Origin of the sequence: Nitrospirillum iridis (genome assembly GCF_014205765.1) — a bacterium.
Lineage (GTDB): Bacteria > Pseudomonadota > Alphaproteobacteria > Azospirillales > Azospirillaceae > Nitrospirillum > Nitrospirillum iridis.
Map to the genome: position 1 here is coordinate 17408 of NZ_JACIIZ010000016.1, position 21551 is coordinate 38958.

Below are 21551 nucleotides of genomic sequence, written 5' to 3' on the forward strand. Positions count from 1 at the left end.
GTCTATTCCCCGGCGCGCGGCAAATGATTCATGGCGCAGCAGATCGCCAGCGGGATCCACAGCCCCGCGTCGACGAAGGTGTCCTGGTTCAGGAAGCTGAAGCCCAGGGAGGCGGCGCTGGCCAGGCGGAAATAGCCGTGGAAGGCGTCATGGGGCGGGCCCCGGAACAGCTGGCGCCAGAAGAAGACGATGAACAGGGCGAAGCCGATCACCCCGGTTTCCGACAGCAGCCGCAGGAACAGATTCTTGGCGTTGCCCTTTTCCGGGGAGTTGGGGTCCAGCCAGCCGATGCCCTCCTTGGCGCCCTGGGTGAACAGCTGGGTGCTGAAGGCCCAGTCGGGCGCGTACTCGCCGAAATAGCGGTAGTTGTTGCCCAGCGACACGCCGAAGGCCGGGTGGTCCAGCCAGGTCAGGCCGGCGGCCTCCGCCGCGGCGAAGCGGCCGGCCAGGGCCAGGGCGTCCGTCACCCCGGTGGCGAGATCGCCGCCCGCGATCGTGTCGAGGTCGGCCGATTGGGTCAGATAGGCGACGGGCCCCATGACATAGGTGGCGCCGGCCCCGGCGCCCAGGCCGCTCATGGCGACCACGGCGCCCCCGCCCGCCACCAGCACACCCAGGAAGGTCGCCGCCGCCCGTATGCGGCCGCGCACGGCCGCCAGGAAGACGCTGAGCCCCAACATGGCGATGATGCAGGCGAGGCCGAAGCGGGAACCGGAGAACAGCAGGCCGCCGATGGCGACGGCGAAACCGCCCGCCAGGCGCGGGCCGTGGCCGGGCAGGGCCGGCAGCCCCACCCCCTCCTGCCGGGCCATGGCGCGGGCGATCAGGGCGGGGATCAGCAGCACGATGATTTGTGTCGCCAACCATGACGGTTCGAACGTCATGCCCTGGGCGCGACTGACCAGGCCGTCATACCGCACCGCGATCAGGTCGGTGACGGCCTGGACCACGCGCAGCAGCTCTCCGCGCTGCGCCATCGCCACCACCTGCACCCCGGCGAGGGCGATGGACGCGCCCATGCCGATGAACAGGGTGCGGAGGGTCATGCGGATGTCGGCGGCCGTGCGGATGTGCAGCCGGGCCGTGACATAGAAGGCCAGGCCCACCCCCCAGGTCAGCAGCGCGCGGATGAAACTCTCCAGGGGGGTCTGGCCCTTGAAGGCATCCGGCGGCTGGACCATCACCACGCCCAGGCCGCTGATGACGATGTAAAGCGTGAACAGGCCGAGCGCGGCGAAGCCGTCGGCGGCAAGGCGCGGCCGCTGGCCCAGCACCAGCAGGCGGTAGGCGGCCAGGATCAGCAGCAAGGCGGCCGGCACGATGGCCAGGGGCCGGGCCAGCGTGCCGTTGCCGAAAGGCAGCAGCGGCGAGGCCGAGACCGGCACGCACAGCAGCAGCGCTTGCCACAGCCATCGTTCGGCGCGGGCGAGGGGGGCGGCCGTCGTCATGGCGCCACCAAGGCGGGCCGCCCCGCCGTCAGGGGCCGCAGCCGCAGCAGATGGATCAGGCCCACCCCGGCCCGAAGCGCGCCGGCCGCCGCGGAGGCGACGCAGGCGCCGGTGAGGCCGAAGCGCCAGGTGAGCCAACTGCCCAGGGTCAGGCCGAACAGGGCCGGGTACAACTGCATGCGGAAGACGGCGCCGCTGGCGCGATATCCCCGCAGCGTGGCGCTGAACAGGGTGGCGGCCAGGTAGCAGGCGTAGGCGAACGCCAGCAGGCGCAGTTCCGCCGCATGGGCGGCATAGGCGCTGTCGTGGCCGTAGAACAGGCGCGCGGCCCACCCGGGCGCCGCCAGAATGGCCAGGAACAGGGGGCCCACCAGGCCGGCCGCCATCAGCCCGCGCCGCCTCACCAGGTGCAGCAGGCCGGGGAAGCTCAACCGGTCGCGGGCACGCGCGACTTCCGGCACCAGGATGTTCTCCATCCCGAAGATGACCGGGCTGGCCACGGCCACGACGTTGGCCAGCGCCACCAGGGCGGCGGCGCCGGCCGCGTCGTCCCGCCATGCCAGCAGCCACAGGAACCATTGGGTGGACAGTGCCGCCAGCAGGTTGGCGCCCAGCACCGGCGCGCCCAGGCGCCAATGGGCCAATATTTCCGACCGCAGGCCCGGAAGGGCGGTGCGCCAGGCCGGCCCCAGGCGCGCCGCCATGGGAAGGGCCGCCAGGGCCGAGGCCGCGGCGATGGCCAGGAAGACGCCGGCGATGTCCAGATGGGCGCGCAAGGCCCATACCGCCGCCAGCGGTCCCAGATACCGCAGGGCGTCCAGCGCGATCAGCGGCGCGTGCCGGCTGTCGGCCAGCAGGGCGCGCCGCACCACCTCCTGCATCTGCCAGCAGATCAGTGCCGCGGCGGCGGCGGGCAGCAGGTTCAGCTGGCCGACGCTGGCGGTGGCCCCGGCCAGCAGGGGCAGGAAGGCCAGGACGCACAGCGGCGTCAGCAGCAGGGCCACGGCCAGGGGCCTGCCGGACGGTGCCGTCTGCACCGACAGGGGGTAGGTGATCAGCGCCTGGTGCAGGGTGTTCAGCACCAGGATGAAGGACAGCACGACGGAATAGGCGCCGTAGTCCGCGGCCGGCAAGGCGCGGGCGAGCGTCACGTTCAGCGCGAAGTTGCCGAAGCTGACCATGGCCTGATCGGCCAGCCCGCCGGCAAGTCCCAGCCCCGTCCTTTTCACTGCCGCACCCATCGCGATGGCCTTCGAAGCGGGGGCAGGGTGGTCCCGGCGAGGGGTCGCTGGAAAGCACTATATTTTTCCGGAATTGGGGAATATCGGCCCGCCGCCGTCCGTCGTTCTGCCAGGTCTTGGGTGATTGGGGGCGATGACAGTGGGCGTGGATACTCCAGATTTGGCGTGGGCCGGCCGCGCCGTTCCCCAACCCGCATTCGAGGGGGCCGCATTCGAGGGGGCCGGCTTCGAGGCGCCGGCATCCGACACCGCCTGGGTGGCGCGTGACGGGGATGGCGTCGGCCTGTTCCTGCGCCGCCTGCGCCGCCATGGCGTCCTGGCCGCGTTCCTGCTGTTCACCAGCGTCGCAACCTCCATCGCGCTCGCCTTCCTACTGCCCTCCTACTGGCGGGTGGAGGTGCTGGTGATGCCGGTGTCCAAGAGTGGCGCCGGCTTCGGGAACCTGGACCTGGGCAGCGCGTCGGGCATGCTCGGCGGGCTGGGTGGATTGGGCGGGGTGGCCGGCCTGCTGGGCAAGTCCTCGTCCAACGAGGATGAGGCGATGGCCGTCCTCGGCTCGCGCGAGCTGTTCGACACCTACGCCACGCAGCAGAACCTGCTGCCCGTCCTGTTCGCCAGCAAGTGGGATGCGGGGGCGAAGCGATGGATGGTGCCGGCGGATGAGGTGCCGACCCTGCGGCGCGGCTTCAAGCTGTTCAACCGCAGCATCCGGGACATCACCCTGGATCGGCGCAGCGGCATCGTCACCCTGGCCATCACCTGGAAGGATCGGGAACTGGCGGTGCGCTGGGCGCGCGACCTGGTCGCGCTGACCAACGCCCAGCTGCGCGATCGCGCGCTGGCCGACGCCAACCGCAACCTCGCCTATCTGCGCTCCGCCATGGCCAGCGCCCAGAAGGAGGGCAACAGCAACGCGCTGAACGCCGCCCTGGTCAGCGCGTATGAGCGCACGTTGCAGAACTATATGTACGCCACCGGCCAGACGGAATTCGCCTTCCGCATCATCGACCCGCCCACCGTGCCCGACGCGCGGGAGCGGGTATGGCCCAACCGGCCCCTGTTCCTGGCGCTGGGCGTCATCCTGGGCGCCCTGCTGGCCGCCGCCGCCGTCCATCTGCGCGGGCGCGCGGTGGAAAGCCGCTGATCATCATGCGCGCGTCCAAGATCGCCATTCTGGTTCCCAGCCACAACGGTGGCACCCTGCTGGCCGAGACGGTGGCGTCGGCCGCCGAGGCGGGGCTGCCCCCCGGCAGCTACGAAATCGTGGTGTGCGACAACGCCTCCACCGACGGCAGTGCTGACGCCTTGCCGGGCCGGGATGTCCAGGGGGCCGTGGTCACCGTCCACCGCAATGCCCGGAATCTGGGACGGGTCGCCAATTGGAACCGCGCCATCGAGACGGCGGAGGCGATGGGTTTCGGCTTCGCCCTGTTCCTGATGGTGGGCGACCTGGTGCGCGGCACCGGCCTGATCGATTTGCGCGACCGCATGGTGGGGGCTGGCGCCTGCCTGGGCATCGCCAGCTATGAGATCGTGGATGAGGCCCTGCGGCCCCGGCGTGTGGCCCGGCGCATCCTGTGGCGGGGGGCGGGTGGCCTGTCCGCGCGGGACTTCCTGGCCCAGTCGCTGGCCACCGGCGCCATGCTCCATGGTCCCCTGGGCGCCAACCTTTACCGGCTGGGCGGCGTCGCGCGCCTCCGTTTCGACCCCACGGACGAAAGCCATACCGACCAGCTGGCCACGGCTGTCTTCACCTGCGCGGCCGGGGGCGGTGTCGTCTATCTGGACCGGCCCATCTCGCGCTGGCGGGCACGGCCCGGCCGCTTCCACAGCGGCATGGAACCGCAGGGGCGGCTGGCCAGCGACGTTCGGGTCATCGAACAGGCCTGTCTGGTCGCCGGCGTGGCGGCCGACCATCCCAAGATCCGCGCCAGCACGCTGCTGCGCGCCGCTTGGCTGACCCGGGGCGACCTGCGGGCGGCCTGGGTCTGGTCCGGCGCCCTGGTGCCGGCGTCCCCCTCCTGGACCTGGTTATTCCGCCTGCTGCTCCGGCAGGCGTTCCACAAGACACCCTGGCTCGTGAAGGCCTGAAGCGATGATGAAAAGGAATGGGGCGACGATGATGTCTGGCCGCATATGGGCGCGTCGCGCGCTGCTGGTGGCGGCGCTGGCGTCGGGCGCGACGCCGGGCCTGGCGCAAGCGCAGGCCCTGTCGCAGCTGCTGGGCGGCGGCAACGGCAACGACCTGACGGGCGACCTGCTGCGCACGGTGCAACAGCGCCTGACCGGCCAGTCCACCGTGCCAGCACTGCAGCCGGATACGCAGGTGCAGAACCCACCCGGCTATGGCCCCCAGGCGCAGGCTGCCCAGGCCTACGGCCCGCCCTCGTCCATCGAAAGGCTGATGAGCGCCCGGGCCGGCCAGCCCATCCGCCAGTATGGCTATGAGGTTTTCGGCCGGGGCGGCCCCGTGATGGTGCGGCAGAGCGGGGCCTTGCAGGATGGTTATGTCCTGGGCGAGGGCGATGAGATCGTGCTGACCCTGCGCGGGCAGCAGAACGCTAGCTACCGCACGCGGGTGGATCGGGATGGCCGGGTGGTGTTCCCGGGCTTGCCGCCCATCGCCGGCGCCGGCCGCTCCTTCGGCGTCTTCCGCGAGGATATGGAGGATGCCGCGGGTCGCGCCCTGACCGGGACGGAAGTGCTGGTCTCCGTCGGCGCCGTGCGCCAGATCGCCGTGCGGGTGACGGGGGAGGTCAACGCCCCCGGCCTGTTCAACCTGTCCGGCCTGGGCACGGCCATGGACGCGCTGAGCCTGGCGGGTGGCGTCAAGAACACAGGGTCGCTGCGCGATGTGCAGGTGGTGCGCGGCGGCCGCAGCTTCCGCCTGGATCTCTACAGCCTGTTGATGGGCGACGCCTCCGGCCACGATATTCCCCTGGCGGAGGGCGACCGCATCGTCGTGCCCCTGCAGACCAGCGCCGTGGCCGTCGTCGGCCAGGTGAAGCGCCCGGCCATCTATGAGTTGCCGGCCGGCCAGGCCATGGCCCCCCTGTCCACCCTGATGGCCATGGCCGGCGGGACGGAGGTGCGGGGCAGCTACCGCTATTCCATCCTGCGCACGCGGGAGGATGGCCGGCGCGAGATGGTGCAGGTGGGTGCTGGCGGCAGCGCCACGGTCCGCGACGGCGACGTGGTGTTCGTGGCGCCCACCGCCGATGTTTCCCTGGCCAAGGTGGAACTGCGCGGCGCCACCACGCTGAACGGCGCCTATCCCCTGGAAACGGTGCGCAGCCTGCGCGGCCTGCTGGCGTCCAGCGACATGTTCGCGCCCACGGCGGGCCGGCCCTTGCCCTATCTGTTGGCCGACGCCGTCATCCGCCTGGACCCGGCGACGCTGCAGCGCGTGGTCATCCCGTTCTCGGCTTCCGATGTCCTGGAGGGCAAGGCCGACGTCGCCCTGCAATCCAACGACATCGTCTACATCACCAATCTGGCGGAGATGCGCTACATCGCCCGTAAGGCGGGCGATCTGCAGCGGACGCCGGCACGCAAGGTGAGCGACCATTTCGACCCGGTGGCGCCGCCGCCGGTGCCCGATGCCACCGCCGCGGCGCTTCAGGCCCAGGCGGCCGCCTTGCCGCCGGGCATGGCGGCCGACCCCCGCCTGGCGCAGCTGGCGGCCCTCCAGGGCATGCAGATGCCCGCTGGCCAGGGCGCCGCCGCGACGGGCCAGGGCGCGTCGCTTGCCGCCGCGAACCCCGCCTATGCCGCTTTCGCCGCTGGGCAGCTGGGGCAGCAGCCCCAGGCATCCCAGGACCAGGGCCCGCCCAAGCCGGAGGAGGAGCGGCTGAACCCCGGCATCGTCGCGCCGCCCGACCTTGTCACCAGCCAGGACGGCACCACCACCCGGGCGGACGACGACCAGGACCAGACCACCAGCCTTCCGGCCGGCGCCGGCGCCCTCGGCGCCAGCCAGCTGGGCGCCAGCCAAGCCCTGGCCCAGCATCCCCGGCGGCCGCCCTTGCGCCTTTTCGTGGGCCTGGACGACGATACCCGCCGCCTGCTGGTCGGCACGCTGGTGAATTACCATGTCACCGTGGTGGGCGAGGTCAACAGTCCCGGCGATTTCCTGGTCATGCCCGGCGCCACGCTGGACAAGGTGGTGCAGGCGGCGGGCGGCCTGACGCCCAAGGTGGACCTGCACGCCTTCGAGGTGACGTCGGCCGACATCGACAACGCCTCCGGCCTGTCGCGCACCGTGCGGCAAAGCTACGGCCTGCCGGTGGCGCAGTTCGCGCAGGTGGCGCTGAAGCCGTTCGACCGTGTGCGCTTCAACCCCGTCTTCTCCGACCGTGACACCGGAGACGTCACCCTGGCGGGCGAGGTCAAATTCCCGGGCGGGTATGAAATCCTGCGCGGGGAGCATCTGTCGTCCCTGCTGGCGCGGGCCGGCGGCTTCACCGACGCGGCCTATCCGGCCGGCGTGGTCTTCCTGCGCCAGTCGGTGGCCGAAGCCCAGCGCGACACCCTGCAGAAAGAGGCCGACGCGCTGGAACGCCAGATCGTTGCCGTCGTCGGCAACGCCAGCGGCAAGGTGCAGGTCACCGATGGGGAGATCGCCTACGTCACCCAGATGATCAGCCGCCTGCGTCAGGGCGCCGGTCCGGCCAGCGGCCGGGTCGCCGTGCATGTGAACCCGCGTGAGATCGCCGCCCATCCGGAACTGGACATCGTCATGGAACCGGGCGACCAGCTGGTCGTGCCGCGCCAGCCCAGCGCCGTGGTGGTCTCGGGGGAGGTCATGGCCCCGGGCGGCATCCAGTTCCGCGGCGACCGCGGCGTGGACGACTATATCGCCATGGCCGGCGGCATGACGGAAATCGCGGACGATGACCATGTCTTCGTGATCCAGCCCGACGGTTCCGCCGTGCAGGTGAATGGCGGGGGGTGGCTGTCCGCCGCGCCCAAGCTGGCGCCCGGCTCCGTCATCGTCGTGCCGCGCAAACTGCGCCACTTCACCTGGGATTCCATCCTGATGGACATCATCCAGGTCACCAGCCAGCTGGCCATCACCGGCGCTTCGCTGGCGGTGATCTCCAAGTAACGCCTCCCCCTGGGGAATAAAGGGCTCCCGGTTTCCGTCCTTGGTTCAGAGGGACGGGCGGGGGCCTGTTCCCGGTCTTTCTCCGCGATGGGATGGCGGATGCCTCGCATACTAGTCGGCAGTGTCTATTTCCTGCGCCTGGACCCGGCGCGCTGGGCGGAACATCAGCCGTTCCCACCGCTGGGCACCCTGTATGCCGCCGGCACGCTTCAGGCGGCGGGGCATGAGGTGCATTTCTTCGACGCCATGATCGCCGACACGGCGGCGGACTGGCGCGCGCGGGTGGCGGAGGTGCGGCCGGACATCGCCGTCCTCTACGACGACAATTTCAATTACCTGTCGAAGATGTGCCTGTCGTCCATGCGGCAGGCGGCGCTGGAGATGATCGCCGCGGCCAGGGCCAAGGGCGCCCGCGTCGCCATCTGCAGCGCCGACGCTGCCGACCACCCGGACCTGTACCTCGACGCTGGCGCCGGCGCCGTGATCGTGGGCGAGGGGGAGGCGACCCTGGCCGAACTGGCGGCCGCCTGGCGCGCCGGCACGGATGACCTGTCGGCCGTCAAGGGGCTGGCCTGGCGCCAGGGGGCGGAGACCGTGCGCAATCCCCGGCGCGAGGTGCTGCGCGACCTGGACGCGTTGCCGCCACCGGCCTGGGACCTGGTGGACATGGCGACCTACCGTCAGGTCTGGCGGCGGCACCACGGCTTCTTCGCGCTCAACCTCGTCACCTCGCGGGGCTGCCCCTATTCCTGCAATTGGTGCGCGAAGCCCATCTGGGGCCAGGGCTACGCCGTTCGCGGCGCCCGCGCGGTGGCGGAGGAACTGGCTCGCCTGGTGTGCTTGGCGGCGCCCGACTACATCTGGTTCATGGACGACATCATGGGGCTGAAGCCCCGCTGGTGGGGGGAGTTCGCCGCCGCCATCGATGACCTGGGCGTCAAGGTGCCGTTCAAATGCCTCAGCCGCGCCGATCTGGTGCTGCGGGAGGGCGCGGTGGAGGACCTGAAGCGCGCCGGCTGCGACATCGTCTGGCTGGGGGCGGAATCCGGCAGCCAGAAGATCCTGGACGCCATGGACAAGGATCTCTCGACCGGGGAAATCGCGGAAGCGACCGCCAGGCTCAAGGCCGCCGGCATCCGTGTCGGCCATTTCCTGCAATTCGGCTATCCCGGCGAAGGCATGGCGGAGATCGGCCAGACCCTGGCCATGCTGCGCGCCACCCAGCCGGATGAGATGGGCATCTCCGTCTCCTACCCGTTGCCGGGGACGGTGTTCCACGACCGGGTGCGAAGCCAGCTGCGGGACAAGCGGCATTGGGATGTGTCGTCCGACATGGCCATGCTGTACCGGGGCCCGTACGTCACCGCCTTTTACCGCCACCTGCACGCTTATGTGCACCGTGACTTCCGCCTGCGCCGGACGGTGGCGCAGTTGCGTGACGCCTTGGCCGGCAGGGCGAAGGGGGGTGGGCATCTGCGGGCGCTGGCTTTCGTCGCCTATTGCGGCGTCGCCATTCCCCTGTCCTGGGCGCGGCTGCAGCTGCTGCGCCTGATGCCGCATCCGGCAACCGCGCGCAGGACGGCATCGTGACCGATATCCTGCTGACCCATGGCTATTTCCTGATGGCGGATCCGGCGGAGCGGGCGGTGATGAAGCCCTATCCGCCCCTGGGCCTGCTCTATATCTCCTCCCACCTCAAGGCCCAGGGCTTCGCGGTGGAGGTGATGGACAGCACCTTCCTGGATATGGCCACGGCCATCGCGACCATCACCGAGAAGCGGCCGCCGGTGGTCGGCCTCTACGTGAACCTCATGACCCGGGGGAACGCCCTGCGCCTGGCGGCGGCCGCCCAGGCGGCGGGCGCCATTGTCATCTTCGGTGGGCCGGAGCCGGCCAACTATGCCGAGGAATACCTGGCGCGCGGCGGCGACATCGTCGTGTCGGGCGAGGGGGAGCTGACCCTGGCCGAGCTGATCCCCCATCTGGCCCGCCATGGCCTGGCGGAGTTGGACCAGATCCACGGCATCGCCTACCGGGGCGAGGATGGCGGCGTGCGCCGCACGCCGGCCCGCAAGCAGATCGCCGACCTGGACGCCCAGCCTTTCCCCGACCGGGGCGCCATCGACCTGGAACGCTATCTCCAGACGTGGAAGACGCATCACGGTGTGCGCTCCGTCTCGCTCATCGTCGCGCGGGGCTGCCCCTATACCTGCACCTGGTGCAGCCATTCCGTCTTCGGCCACAGCCACCGCCGGCGCTCGCCCCAGAACGTGGCCGATGAGATCGAGCTGATCCGCGACACCTACGCGCCGGACCAGCTGTGGTTCGCCGACGACGTGTTCACCATCAACCAGAAGTGGCTGGAACAGTTCGCGGTCGAAATGAAGCGCCGGGGCCTGCGCTATCCGTTCGAGACCATCACCCGTGAAGACCGCTTGAACGAGCGGGTGGCCGACCGGCTGGCCGAACTGGGCTGCTACCGCATCTGGATCGGGGCGGAGAGCGGCTCGCAGCGTATCCTGGATGCCATGCAGCGGCGCACCAACGCCCTGCGCATGCGGGAGATGATCGCCCTGGTGCAGAGCCGGGGCATCCGCGCCGGCACCTTCATCATGCTGGGCTATGATGGCGAGACGTGGGAGGACATTGACGAGACGGCGCGCCACCTGCGCCTGTCCGCCCCTGACGACGTGCTGACCACCATCAGCTATCCCATCAAGGGCACGCCCTACTACGACACGGTGGCGGATCGTATCGCCGGTGGCGGCGCCTGGCATGAAAGCAGCGACCGCGCCCTGACCGTGGTGGGCCGCAAGTCCCGCCGCTTCTATCGCCACGCCCAGCACTGGCTGGCGGCGGAAAGCCGCCTGGGGCGGCTGGAGGCGGCCCCCCGCCGCGACCTGTTGCGCCAGGCCAAGGCGCGCGCGTCGTCCGCCTTGAGCCGTCTGGCCATGTACGCCACCCGGCATGAGGTGGAACATGGTTGAGGCCCTTCCGCGGGCGGCTGCCTTCGACAGCTTCGCCGAGGATTACGACGCGGGCTTCGCCCACAGCGTTCCCGGTCGCTGGCTCCGCCACGCCGTATGGCATCGGGTCGGCGCGCATGTCCGGCCGGGCATGCGCGCCCTGGACATCGGCTGCGGCACGGGGGAGGACGCGCTGTGGCTGGCCCACGCCGGCGCCCGGGTGACGGCGGCGGACGGCTCCCCCGCCATGGTGCGGGTGACGGCGGACAAGGCCGCGCGCCTTGGCATGAGCGATCGCGTGACCACGCGGATCCTGGACCTGAACGCGCCCGGCGACCTGGGGGGCCCCCATGACGTGGTCCTGTCCAATTTCGGCGCGCTGAACTGCGCGATGGATCTGGCGCCCCTGGCCCAGGCCCTGAGTCGCGCGGTGGCGCCGGGCGGCGTTGTGGCCCTGGTGGTCATGGGCCGTTTCTGCGCGTGGGAGACGCTGTGGTACGGCGCGCGGCGCCACCGCACGGCCATGCGCCGCTGGTCCGGCCGCTCCACCGCCGACATCGGCGGCACCACCATTCCCATCCGCTACTGGACGCCGGGTGACATCGCCCGGGCTTTCGCCCCGTCGTTCCAGGTGCTGTCCGTCCACCCGGTGGGCCTGTTCCTGCCGCCGTCCGACCTGTTCGCGCGCCTGGAGCGCCAGCCCCGCCGCCTGACCCGCCTGATGCGGTGGGAGATGCGGGCCGCCCGCTGGGGCCGCCTGGCGCGCGCCCTGGCCCATGGGGCGGACCATCATTTGACCGTGCTGCGGCATGTTTAAGGGAAACGCCGGCCCATGATCCTGTTCTACAACCCCGTCAGTTCCGCCTCCAAGAAGCCGGTCCTGCCCATGTCGCTGATGGCCGTGGGCGCCATGCTGGAAGGTCGGGAGGACTACCGCATCATCGACGGCAACCTGGTGCCCGATGGCCTGACGGCCCTGCGCCAGGCCATCGTCGAGACCCAGGCCGATATCCTGTGCGTGACGGTGATGCCCGGGCCGCAGCTGTCCAACGCGTCGCCCCTCTGCCGGGCGCTGAAGGCGGACTTCCCGGAGCTCACCATCATCTGGGGCGGCTATTTCCCCACCCTGCACGGCCAGATCGTGATGCAGGAGCCGTATGTGGACTACGTCTTCCGCGGCCATTGCGAACTGGCCTTCGGCGACTTCGTGCGCAAGGTGCGGGCGGGGGAGGATGTGACCGGCCTGCCCGGCCTGGGCTGGCGCGACGCGGCGGGCACCGTCCACTTGAACCAGAAGCCGCCGGTGCCGGACATCAATAGCCTGCCGGACTTCCCCTATCACCGGGTGGACATGGACGCCTATGTGCGGTCGTCCTTCCTGGGTTCCCGCACCATCGCCCACCACGCCAGCTACGGTTGCCCCTTCCAGTGCAATTTCTGCGCGGTGGTGCACAAGGTGAACGGTCGCTATTCGGCCCAGACGGCGGAACGGACGGCCGCCGTGGTGGAGAAGCTGGTGCGGGAGCACGGCGCCACGGCGGTGGAATTCTACGACAGCAACTTCTTCGTCCATGAGGCCCGCTGCGCGGAGTTCGCGGAGCGCATCACCCCTCTGGACATCGGCTGGTGGGGCTTCGGCCGGGCCGACACCATGCTGAAGTTCAGCGACGCCACCTGGGCCAAGATGCGCAAGAGCGGGCTGAAGATGGTGTTCATGGGGGCGGAGTCCGGTGACATCGAGACCCTGAAGCGCATGAACAAGGGCGGCAAGCAGGATGGCAACGCCATCCTGGCGGTGGCCGAGAAGATGCGCCGCCACGACGTGGTGCCGGAGATGTCGTTCATCATCGGCAACCCTCCCGATCCTGAGAAGGACGCGGAGAACACCATCCAGTTCATACGGCTGCTGAAGAAGGTCAATCCGGCGACGGAGGTGGTGTTCTACATCTACAGCCCGGTGCCGGTGGAGGGCGCCATGCTGCAGGAGGCGCAGGCCGCGGGCTTTGAATATCCCAAGGACGTCGCCACCTGGACCGATGCCAAATGGGAGAAGTTCGCCCAGCACCTGTCGTCCGACCTGCCGTGGATGACCGACCGCATCCGCCGCAAGATCGGCAATTTCCAGCGTGTGCTGCACGCCGCCTACCCCACCATCACCGACACCCGCCTGACCCGCACCGGCCGCTTCGCCCTGCGCACCATGGCATCCTGGCGCTATAAGGCGCAGTTCTACGACTTCCCGGTGGAGCTGCGCCTGCTGGACAAGGTGTTCCCCTATCAGCGTCCCGAAATCCAGGGGTTCTGAGGCCGTGGCCGCTTTCGCCCTCACGCGCGCCTGGCGGGGCCGGCGCCTGTCCCGGGTGCCGGTGATCACCCTGATGCCGCACAGCCGCTGCAACTGCCGCTGCATCATGTGCGACATCTGGAAAGCCAACCGCGCCGGCACCAGCCTGGAACCGGCGGCGGTCGAGCGGCTGGTGGGTGATCTCCGGGCGCTGGGTGTGCGCTGGGTGGTGCTGTCGGGGGGCGAGGCGCTGCTGCACCCCAACCTGTGGGCGCTGTGCGCGGCGCTCAAGGAGCTGCCGTTGAAGATCACCCTGCTCAGCAGCGGCCTGCTGCTGGAGCGGCACGCCGCCGCCATCGTCACCTGGTGCGATGAGGTCATCGTCTCCCTGGACGGGCCCGAAGCCACGCATAATCGCATCCGGGGCATCAAGGACGCCTATGCCTCGTTGGCCGCCGGCGTCGACGCGCTGCGCCGACAGCGGGCGGACTACCCTGTGGCGGCCCGTTGCGTGGTCCAGCGGGGGAATTTCCAGGAGATGTCGGCCACCGTCGATTCTGCCAAGGCCCTGGGCCTGGACAGCATCTCCTTCCTTGGCGCCGACCTCGCCTCCACCGCCTTCAATCGGCCGCAGGCCTGGGAAGGGGAACGGATGGAAGAGGTGGGATTGGACCCCGCCGATTGCGACGCGCTGGACGCCATCCTCGATGCGCTGGCGGCCCGCCATGGCGGCGACTTCGCCAGCCGCTTCATCCAGGAAAGCCCCGCCCGCCTGCGCCGTATCAGCGCCCAGTACCGGGCGGCGCGCGGCGTTGCCGCCCCGCCATCGGTACGCTGCAACGCGCCCTGGGTTTCCGCCGTGGTCGAGGCCGACGGCACCGTGCGCCCATGCTTTTTCCATGAACCCATCGGCAACCTGCGCGACGCGACCTTGCCGGAGGTCCTGAACGGCCCGGTGGCGCGCGCCTTCCGCGCTGGTCTGGACATGGACACCAACCCCACGTGCCGGCGCTGCGTCTGCACCCTCAAGCTATGAGCTCCATCATGCCGCTTCTTCAGCCGGCCCCGCCGCCGCCGCCCGTCTCCGCGACCACCCGCCTGCTGTGGACGCCGTGGACGGTGGCCAAGCGCGCGGTGTTGCGCCGCCGCCTGGGCCGGGCGGTGTTCGAAAAGATCCGGGGCCGATCCTTCGTCGTCTGGCCGGGGGTGTTCAACCCCGTGGTCTTCCGCACCGGCCAATTCCTGGCGGAATTCATCGCCATCTCACCCCTGCTGGAACCGGCGGCGGAGGGGGCGACGGCGCTGGACATGGGCACCGGCTGTGGTGTCCTGGCCATCTTCGCGGCCCTGCGCGGCTATCGCGTGACGGCGGTGGATGTGGTGCCGGAGGCGGTATCCTGCGCCCGCGCCAACGCCATCCTGAACCGCGTGGCGGTGGATTTGCACCAGGGCGACCTGTTCGCCCCGGTGGCGGGCCGCGCCTTCGACGTGGTGCTGTTCTCCCTGCCCAAGTTCCGGGGCACCCCCACCACCACGTTCGAACAGTCGTGGCGCAGCCCGGATGTCATCGACCGGCTGGCGGCGGAACTGCCGGCCATGTTGAAGCCCGGCGGCAAGGCCTACTTCGTGCTGACCAGCCATGGCGACTGCGCCGGCATGCTGAACGGCCTGGCCCAATCCGGCCTGGTGGTGGAGCGGGTGCTGTGGCGGCATTTCGGGGTGGAGACGCTGGCGATCTATTCGGCGGCGTTGCCGAACCGGTCAAGCAGGGCCGTCGTTTCCACCTGAGGCCTGACGGCGGCCAGCAGGTCCGCCACCGGCAGGGCCAGGTGCTTGCGGGTGCCGCCCACGCGCAGCGCGCCGAAGCCGGGGGGCGCTTCCAGCCGGTCATCGACCAGCACCGGCCGGCCACCGCGGGCGACCAGCAGGAGGTCCGCCGGGGTCAGGGCGAAGAAGGCGTCCCACGGGTCCGATGCCGTCCGCCGGGCGATGACCAGATCATTGGGTGCCGTGTGCCGCCAGAAGCGGGCGGCGCGGAAGGTCAGGCAGGCGAACAGCTCGGCGTCGGCCACGCGGCCCCGGACCTGGCGCAGATGATCCCACAGGGTGCCGGGGGCGGACAGGGTGGCGTCGGTGCCGAACAGCAGCTGGGTCTGACGCAGGGCCGCCGCGGCATCGGTGGTGCGGCCGAACAGGAACAGGTTGCTGGCGGGGCACCACACCAGGGCGGCCAGGCGCTGGAAGTCGTTGCCCGCCAGGCTCACCCCATGCACGCCGGCGACCGGGCGGCGCAGCAGGTTCCCCTTAAGAAACGCCAAGGCGCGGTGGCGGCTGTCGGCGGTCACCCCCTCCGCCAGGTGCAGCACCGCCGGCCCCAGACCGGTCATCCAGCGCCAAGGCGGGGCCAGTTCGGGGGAGTGCAGATCCTGGTAGGGCGCCAGGACCTGGATGGGGCCCCGGCCGGCCGCGCCACCATGATCGGCCACGGCTGTCACGCCCCACAGCAGGTTCTTCAGCAGGCCGATCTGAACGCGTGCTGACGCCGGAACGGCCTCGATGCGGTCGACCAGCACCTTCTCCGCCTGGACGTCCCGGCTCCATTCCAGGAAGTCGTCGTAAGGCGGGGTGCCGGTGGGGGGATAGCAGTTGAAGGCCAAATGGTCGTGGGAGTTCACCAGGCCGGGGAAGGCGATGCAATCGCCCAGCCGCGCGCCGTACGTGGCGGCCATTTCCGCCAGGCCGGGGGGGGGCGCCGTGGGGCCCAGCCAGCATGGCGACATCAGGGGCTCCCGTGGGTGAGGCGGTACACCAGCAGGCCCAGGGACTCATGCGCCGCCAAGTCCAGATGGGCTAGATTGGTGGCCAGTGACAGCGGGGGCCCGGGCCCTTGCGCCGTCGTCAAATAGTCCGATGGCCAGGGGATCACCCGCCAGCCCACCCGGGACGCCGCCAGCATGGCCCGCGGCATGTGGTAGGCGGAAGCCACCAGCAGCCAGGTCCCGCCCGGGGCCGGCCGTGCCATTTCCTTGGATAGGACAAGGTTCTCCAGCGTGGTGCGCGACCGTGCCTCGTAGCTCACCCGGTTGTCGGCCAGCCCCAGGTCGTCCAAGATATGGCGGGCCACCACCGCTTCCGGCACGCCGGCCTTGCCCCACGCCGCCGAGCCGCCGCTGTAAACCAGGCGCGCCTCCGGATGGCGGCGGGCGAGGGAGGCCGCCGCCAGCAGGGTGCCGCCGTCCGGCCCCACGCCGGGGACGCCACGGCTTTGCAGCACTTCGCCGCTCAGTCCTTCGCCCAGCACCAGGATCCCGTCGATGGCGGCGGGCTCCACCGCGGGCCGTGTATACATGCCCTCTAGGGGCCGCAGCGCCCAGTCGCCCACCGGCAGGAGCAGCAGGACCAGCAGCGACAGGGCGCAGGTCGTCGCCGGCAGGGCCGCCGCCGGGTGACGGCGGACCGCCAGTCCGGCGGCGGCGACCGCCGCCCACGCCAGCAGGTGGCTGGGGGCCACCAAGGCCCAGCCGAGCTTGGAGACGATGAAGAGTTCCAGCGGCGTCACCATGGCATATCAACAATCAAGTATTTGAATTTACAGCGTATATTCTTAGAGTTCCGGCTTACCGCGTTGGAGCGCCCACCATGACGACCAGGACGATACCGGACTTGATGAGGGCGCCGCTGCGCCTGCTGCGCGGCCTGGGCCCCTGGCGCCGTTCCCCCCGGCGCTTCCAGCCGTTCAGCTATACGGCGCCCGACCGCTATCCTTGGCTGTTCAGCGTCGTGCGTGACCGGCTGGGTGATGGGCCGGACCGGCGCCTGCTGTCCTTCGGCTGCTCCGTGGGGGAGGAGGTTGCCAGCCTGCGCCGCCTGTTCCCCGAGGCGCGGCTGAAGGGCATCGACATCGATCCGCGCAACATCGCTGTGGCCCGCCGCCGCGCCCGTGTCTTGGGGCTGGCCGGCGTCGACTTCGCCGTGGGCGACAGCACCGCCGGGGAACCGGATGGCGCGTATGACGCCATCCTCTGCCTGGCCGTGCTGTGCAACGGCCGGCTGACGGTCGATGGCGCCCAGCGCTGCGACCCCATCCTGCACTTCGCGACATTCGAAGCCATGGTGGCGGACTTCGCCCGCTGCCTGAAGCCGGGCGGCCTGCTGTGCCTGGTCACCACCAACTTCCGCTTCCGCGACACCAGGGTGGCGGCGGGTTTCGACGTGGCGCTGACCATTCCGTCCGACCGGTTGGCGCCCGACGTGGTCTTCGGGCCCGACAACCGCCTGATGCCGGGCGAGCGCTACACCGAGGTGGTCTTCGTCAAGCGCTGAGCTAGAACACATACTGGACCAGCAGGCCTATGGTCTGGACCGTATAGTTCTCCGGAATGACGCCCAGGTAGGTGTTGTTGTTGACCGCGCCGGCCGTCAGGCCGGTGTAGTGGAAATCCACCACCCGCTCGTAATTGAAGCGATAGTACAGGCGATAGGACAGCTCCTCCGACATCTGCCAGCGCACGTCCGTCTGTAGCGCGTGACTGTCATAGGTGATCGCGGGGAAGCTGTTCCCGGCCTGCGCCGCGCTGAGGGTGTTGAAAAAGGCGCCGGTGCTGGTGAAGGCGTAGTCGATGGCCGTGCTGGCGCGGGTGAAGGTGTAGTCCGCGTTCAGCGAGACGGCACCCCAGCTGTGATGGGCGTTCAGGCCCAGCGTGTAGTTGTCCGACCCCACCGTTTCCGTCCAGCCATTGGCCAGGGGATAGCCAGCACCGCCGGCGGTGGTGCTGGTGCCGGAACCGGTGGCGTTGATGTTGGCCACGCCCCTGTCCTGGTTCTGATAGGTGAAATAGCCGGTGAGCGTGGTCGCCGCCGACAGCTGGTGGGTGTAGGCGGTGGTGAGGTCGAAGGCGTGGGTGGAGCGCAGGCCGTAGGCGGCGTCGTAATCGTCCACCTTGAGGCTGCCGGTCAGTTGCAGGTCGCTGCGCGGTGACAGGATGTAGTTGGCCTGGCCGCGCAGCGCATGTTCCGTCCGGTTGGCGACGTCGAATTTCCGCAGGTCGGCCAGCGCGAAGGCCGGGTCACCCGCCGGCGTCGCCGGGATGTAGCCGGGCAGGGCGGACGAATAGTAGGGCGTATACGGATTGGACTGGTAGTCGCTGCCGATGCGGCGCGCCACCTCGTACGACAGGCGGGCGGTGCCCCATTCATACCCCGTGGTGCTCAGTTGCACCCGGCCAATGTTGTCGTGGGCGTCCGCGATCTCACGCACCGTGTGGTCGATGGTGTCGTTCTCGTACGACAGGTCCAGCTTCCAATGGGTGTCCAGGCGATAGGCCGCCTTGGCCGTCACCTGCAGATTGTTGTTGGCGAACGGCATGTTGCGGATCTGGACCAGGCTGCCCGGGGTGTTCGCCCGATAGATGCCGCTGAGGCTGGGGATGAAGTGCGCCAGCCCGCCGTCGATGGCGATATAGCCGTATTGTCCCGTCTGCGGGTTGTAGGCGACATAGTTGGTGTGGTTGGCCTCGTCCCGGTCACGCACTTCCACCGTCAGGCCCAGGTCGGGGCTGACGGCGTAATGGTACTGCGCCACCGCGTTCAGGATGTTGATGGCGGCGTTGGCGCTGGGCTGGCTCAGGGCGGCCGTGCTGTTCCACTGGTTCAGGTTGATGGTGTTGGCGCCGCTGGTGATCAGGCCGCCGCCGGTGGTGGGGGCCTGCAGCTCGTCATCCTGCCGCATCAGGCTGTAGGACAGGCTGGCGGTGAAGCGCGAGGCCGGCGACAGCTGCACCGCCAGGTCGCCCTTCACGGTGTGATAGTCGTTGTTGGGCGCCAGGCTCAGCCGGCCCGTCTGGGGGATATAGGCGCCGGGCGTGGTGTTGGACGTGAGCCCCGGATTCTGCCAGGTCAGGTCCAGGATGTCGTTGCGGAAGAACGATCCGGCATAGGCCAGGTTGGCCTGGAAGTTCTGTTCCTTGTAGCGGACGCCGCCGCTGACATCGACGGTCTGGTAGTGGATGGGCTGGATCAGCTGGGTGGCGCCGTTCTGGAACGGATAGCCGAAGGTGGCGCTGATGGGCTGGGTGCCGTCGCGCCGCTCGTCGGAGATCTTGAGGAACAGCTCGGTATGTTCATCCGCCGTGTAGGTCAGCGAACTGCCGGCCTTTTCCCGCAGGATGCGCAGCGTGCTGGGCCCCACCGCCGCCGCCACGGCGTTCACCTGCGCCGGTGTGGATCCGCCGGGCGTCAGGCCGCCGCGCAAGGTGAGGGTGCCGGTGCCGGCGCCATCCCACAGTGACTTGGCGGTGGTGGAGTAGGTGTGCGGAATGCTGTCGAAATAGGCCTGCAGGTCGTAGACGCCGTAGCGCCCCACATCCACCTGGTAATACTGGTCGGTGCGCCCGACGTTCTGCCCGAAGGCGGAGACGTGCAGGGCGGTCTTGCGGTTCTCCGCCTGGAAGCCCAGGCTGGTGACGGTGAAGCCGTTCTTCCAGTCGCCGTATTCGTTCAGCGCGGCCGAGCGGCTGTCCTGGCCGAAGGTGCCCATGATGCCGCCCTCGAACCAGCCCTGGGTCCACCAGTCGGGATCGCCCTGGCTCTGCTTCATGTCCGGGGTGCGGAAAGGCACCGGGTACATCAGGCCCGTGGGCGTCCGTGTCACGTCGTCGATGATGGACAGGCCATCGTCGTCCCGCGCCCGATTCATCACCTGGGCCGTGGGGTTCAGGACGTTGCCGGGGCCGCCATAGCCGGTGGTGCCGCTGTCGGCGCGGGCCGCCGTCACCGCGACGGGGGCGGTGGCCATTTCGACGATGGCGGCCGCGACCAGGTACCGCGTGGGCAGCCACCGGGTGGGGTTTTTCTGACGCTGTCTCATCGTTCGAACCGTGCGCCGGAGGGGCTGTTGGACCCGTGGATGTTCACGTGGCAGGTCTGGCAACTGGTGGCGATCAGCCGGGGGTCGGGCATGGGCCCCCGCGCCATGTTGCCGGCCGTCAGCAGGCTGCCGGGGTGGCCGTCCTGCGAATGGCACTGCTGGCACAGCACCGGGCGGGGCGCGTTCAACAGGTTCTCGAAGTTCGACCCGTGCGGCGAATGGCAGTTCAGGCAGCTTTCCCGCACCGGCGCATGCTCGAACAGGAAGGGGCCGCGCTTGTCGGCATGGCAGGTGAAGCAGACCTCGTTTACGCTGTCGGCCTTCAGCAGGGGGGCGGTGGTCGACCCGTGCGGGTTGTGGCAGTCGGTGCAGCTGAGCTTGCCTTCCAGCAGGGGCATGTGCGACCGGCGGGCGAACTCCGCATGCTGGGCCTTGTGGCACTGGAAGCAGGTCTCGTTGATGCTTTCCCGCGCCGTCAGGCCCCGCGACCCGAAGGTGGTCATGGGGTTGTGACAGTCGGCGCAGCCCAGCTGGTTGCTGTCGTGGACGCTGTCATGCCAGAAGATGCGCTGGCCGCCGGCATGGCAGCCCAGGCACTGGCCGTTCTGCTCCGCGATGGGCGTTTTGCTTTTCTTGGAAAAGCTGATGATGGTGGTGAGGTCCGACGGATCCTCGACATGCGCCGATCCCGGGCCGTGGCAGGCTTCGCAGTTCTGCGCCTGCAACTCCGTGCGCGGGTTCTGCTGGAAGACCTTGGCATGCACGGTGTGCGCCCAATTGGTCGCCTCCTGCTGGTGGCAGGTCTCGCACGTTTCCCGCCCGACATAGGTGCGCTGGGGCCTGGCGGGCTCTGGCTTGGCGGGTTCCGGCTTGGCGGGCTCGGCCTTCGGCGCTTCGGCGTAGCTGGCCAGGCGTGTCCATTTGGCCGTCGTGGCCGGGGCTGGCACAGGCGCCGGGGCGGCGGCGGGGGCGGTGAACTGGGCGGCTTTCAGGCTGGGGTAAGGCGCGCCGGCATCCGTCAGCACGCCCTGGTGGGTGTGGGCGAGGTCGGTATCGATGCGGGCCAGGGCCTCGGCATCCACCGTGCCGGCGTGGATGCGCGCCATCTCCGCCCGCCAGGCGGCCGGGTCGGGGGACGGATCCGCGCCTTGGGCCTGGGCGGCGCCGACCAGGCCCAGGACCAGCGACAGACCAAGGAGAGCCCGCCGGATCATTGCGGCGCCAGGGATTTGAGATAGGCCACCACATCCCGGCGCTGCTGCTCGTCGGCGAGGCTGAAGGGCATCTTGTTGGGGACGGCGGGATCGCCGACGAAATCGCCCAGATATTTGTGCGGATTGGCCAGATAGGCCACGATGCCCTCTTCCGACCACACGAGGCCCTTGGCCGCGGCCTGCTGGACGGCGGGGGAATAGCTGTAGCCGCTGATGGCGCCCGCCGGGCGGCCGACCACGCCGAACAGGCTGGGCCCGACCTTGTTCACGCCCGGCTCCGCCGAATGGCAGGCGGCGCATCGCTTGAAGATGGTGGCACCGGCGGCCACGTCGCCCGCCGCATGCGCGGCCAAGGGCGCGCCCAGCGCCCCGGCCAGCAGCAGCAGGGTGGAAAACAGATATCGTTTCGGCGTCATGCGTCGGCTC

General features: G+C 69.8%; 17 protein-coding genes. 10 read left to right on the forward strand and 7 right to left on the reverse strand.

Annotated features, from left to right (window positions below; translation table 11 throughout):
- Window positions 1–2: 2 nt before the first annotated feature.
- Window positions 3–1448: a hypothetical protein gene (locus FHS74_RS23755; protein ID WP_184806315.1), complete on the reverse strand. Its 1446-nt coding sequence runs from the start codon at window positions 1446–1448 to the stop codon at window positions 3–5.
- On the reverse strand, window positions 1445–2677 hold the full coding sequence (locus FHS74_RS23760; protein ID WP_184806318.1) for an MATE family efflux transporter: 1233 nt from the start codon (window positions 2675–2677) through the stop codon (window positions 1445–1447). The genes FHS74_RS23755 and FHS74_RS23760 overlap by 4 nt, the downstream gene beginning before the upstream one ends.
- Before the next feature lie 172 nt (window positions 2678–2849).
- Here FHS74_RS23760 and FHS74_RS23765 point away from each other — a divergent pair, with 172 nt between their 5' ends.
- The 9 genes from FHS74_RS23765 (at window position 2850) to FHS74_RS23805 (ending at window position 14834) form a co-directional block, all read left to right on the forward strand.
- Window positions 2850–3833, forward strand: a complete 984-nt coding sequence (locus FHS74_RS23765) for a GumC domain-containing protein (protein WP_184806321.1) — start codon at window positions 2850–2852, stop codon at window positions 3831–3833.
- Between the two features lie 5 nt (window positions 3834–3838).
- The gene (locus FHS74_RS23770) at window positions 3839–4780 is read left to right on the forward strand and encodes a glycosyltransferase family 2 protein (RefSeq protein ID WP_184806324.1); all 942 of its coding nucleotides are present in this window, start codon (window positions 3839–3841) and stop codon (window positions 4778–4780) included.
- 28 nt (window positions 4781–4808) lie between these two features.
- On the forward strand, window positions 4809–7796 hold the full coding sequence (locus FHS74_RS23775; RefSeq protein WP_211106513.1) for an SLBB domain-containing protein: 2988 nt from the start codon (window positions 4809–4811) through the stop codon (window positions 7794–7796).
- A gap of 99 nt (window positions 7797–7895) precedes the next feature.
- Entirely contained in the window at window positions 7896–9386 is a 1491-nt protein-coding gene (locus FHS74_RS23780; RefSeq protein ID WP_184806330.1) for a B12-binding domain-containing radical SAM protein, read from the forward strand.
- A complete protein-coding gene (locus tag FHS74_RS23785) occupies window positions 9383–10783 on the forward strand; it encodes a B12-binding domain-containing radical SAM protein (protein WP_184806332.1) in 1401 nt (466 codons plus the stop codon). Before FHS74_RS23780 ends, FHS74_RS23785 begins: the two co-directional genes overlap by 4 nt.
- Window positions 10776–11579, forward strand: a complete 804-nt coding sequence (locus FHS74_RS23790; protein WP_184806335.1) for a class I SAM-dependent methyltransferase — start codon at window positions 10776–10778, stop codon at window positions 11577–11579. The genes FHS74_RS23785 and FHS74_RS23790 overlap by 8 nt, the downstream gene beginning before the upstream one ends.
- Window positions 11580–11594: 15 nt before the next feature.
- On the forward strand, window positions 11595–13067 hold the full coding sequence (locus tag FHS74_RS23795; RefSeq protein ID WP_184806339.1) for a B12-binding domain-containing radical SAM protein: 1473 nt from the start codon (window positions 11595–11597) through the stop codon (window positions 13065–13067).
- A 4-nt stretch (window positions 13068–13071) separates the two neighbouring features.
- Window positions 13072–14082: a radical SAM protein gene (locus FHS74_RS23800; protein ID WP_184806341.1), complete on the forward strand. Its 1011-nt coding sequence runs from the start codon at window positions 13072–13074 to the stop codon at window positions 14080–14082.
- 8 nt (window positions 14083–14090) lie between these two features.
- Window positions 14091–14834, forward strand: coding sequence for a methyltransferase (locus tag FHS74_RS23805; protein ID WP_184806344.1), 744 nt, complete (start codon window positions 14091–14093; stop codon window positions 14832–14834).
- On the opposite strand, the gene FHS74_RS23810 is transcribed toward FHS74_RS23805, so the two are convergent.
- Both FHS74_RS23810 and FHS74_RS23815 read right to left on the reverse strand, forming a co-directional pair.
- Window positions 14783–15826, reverse strand: a complete 1044-nt coding sequence (locus FHS74_RS23810) for an amidohydrolase family protein (protein ID WP_184806347.1) — start codon at window positions 15824–15826, stop codon at window positions 14783–14785. The two genes, FHS74_RS23805 and FHS74_RS23810, sit on opposite strands and share 52 nt — an antisense overlap.
- Window positions 15826–16608, reverse strand: coding sequence for a YdcF family protein (locus tag FHS74_RS23815; protein ID WP_184806350.1), 783 nt, complete (start codon window positions 16606–16608; stop codon window positions 15826–15828). The genes FHS74_RS23810 and FHS74_RS23815 overlap by 1 nt, the downstream gene beginning before the upstream one ends.
- Window positions 16609–16685: 77 nt before the next feature.
- Here FHS74_RS23815 and FHS74_RS23820 point away from each other — a divergent pair, with 77 nt between their 5' ends.
- Window positions 16686–17369 carry a class I SAM-dependent methyltransferase gene (locus tag FHS74_RS23820; RefSeq protein WP_184806353.1) on the forward strand — a complete coding sequence of 228 codons (684 nt, stop codon included), beginning with the start codon at window positions 16686–16688 and terminating at the stop codon, window positions 17367–17369.
- 1 nt (window position 17370) lies between these two features.
- On the opposite strand, the gene FHS74_RS23825 is transcribed toward FHS74_RS23820, so the two are convergent.
- Genes FHS74_RS23825 through FHS74_RS23835 form a run of 3 tightly spaced genes read right to left on the reverse strand, consistent with a single transcriptional unit; the run spans window position 17371 to window position 21541 of the window.
- The gene (locus FHS74_RS23825; RefSeq protein ID WP_184806356.1) at window positions 17371–19911 is read right to left on the reverse strand and encodes an MtrB/PioB family outer membrane beta-barrel protein; all 2541 of its coding nucleotides are present in this window, start codon (window positions 19909–19911) and stop codon (window positions 17371–17373) included.
- Entirely contained in the window at window positions 19908–21125 is a 1218-nt protein-coding gene (locus FHS74_RS23830; RefSeq protein ID WP_211106514.1) for a DmsE family decaheme c-type cytochrome, read from the reverse strand. Before FHS74_RS23830 ends, FHS74_RS23825 begins: the two co-directional genes overlap by 4 nt.
- Entirely contained in the window at window positions 21122–21541 is a 420-nt protein-coding gene (locus tag FHS74_RS23835) for a c-type cytochrome (RefSeq protein ID WP_211106515.1), read from the reverse strand. Before FHS74_RS23835 ends, FHS74_RS23830 begins: the two co-directional genes overlap by 4 nt.
- Window positions 21542–21551 lie beyond the last annotated feature (10 nt).

Bases quoted from the DNA above. Each gene is read 5' to 3' on its own strand.
- FHS74_RS23825 (WP_184806356.1), bottom strand. From the start codon at position 19,911: ATGAGACAGCGTCAGAAAAACCCCACCCGGTGGCTGCCCACGCGGTAC.
- FHS74_RS23815 (WP_184806350.1), bottom strand. From the start codon at position 16,608: ATGGTGACGCCGCTGGAACTCTTCATCGTCTCCAAGCTCGGCTGGGCC.
- FHS74_RS23775 (WP_211106513.1), top strand. From the start codon at position 4,809: ATGATGTCTGGCCGCATATGGGCGCGTCGCGCGCTGCTGGTGGCGGCG.
- FHS74_RS23820 (WP_184806353.1), top strand. From the start codon at position 16,686: ATGACGACCAGGACGATACCGGACTTGATGAGGGCGCCGCTGCGCCTG.
- FHS74_RS23830 (WP_211106514.1), bottom strand. From the start codon at position 21,125: ATGATCCGGCGGGCTCTCCTTGGTCTGTCGCTGGTCCTGGGCCTGGTC.
- FHS74_RS23770 (WP_184806324.1), top strand. From the start codon at position 3,839: ATGCGCGCGTCCAAGATCGCCATTCTGGTTCCCAGCCACAACGGTGGC.
- FHS74_RS23755 (WP_184806315.1), bottom strand. From the start codon at position 1,448: ATGACGACGGCCGCCCCCCTCGCCCGCGCCGAACGATGGCTGTGGCAA.
- FHS74_RS23795 (WP_184806339.1), top strand. From the start codon at position 11,595: ATGATCCTGTTCTACAACCCCGTCAGTTCCGCCTCCAAGAAGCCGGTC.
- FHS74_RS23835 (WP_211106515.1), bottom strand. From the start codon at position 21,541: ATGACGCCGAAACGATATCTGTTTTCCACCCTGCTGCTGCTGGCCGGG.
- FHS74_RS23780 (WP_184806330.1), top strand. From the start codon at position 7,896: ATGCCTCGCATACTAGTCGGCAGTGTCTATTTCCTGCGCCTGGACCCG.
- FHS74_RS23790 (WP_184806335.1), top strand. From the start codon at position 10,776: ATGGTTGAGGCCCTTCCGCGGGCGGCTGCCTTCGACAGCTTCGCCGAG.
- FHS74_RS23805 (WP_184806344.1), top strand. From the start codon at position 14,091: ATGCCGCTTCTTCAGCCGGCCCCGCCGCCGCCGCCCGTCTCCGCGACC.
- FHS74_RS23810 (WP_184806347.1), bottom strand. From the start codon at position 15,826: ATGTCGCCATGCTGGCTGGGCCCCACGGCGCCCCCCCCCGGCCTGGCG.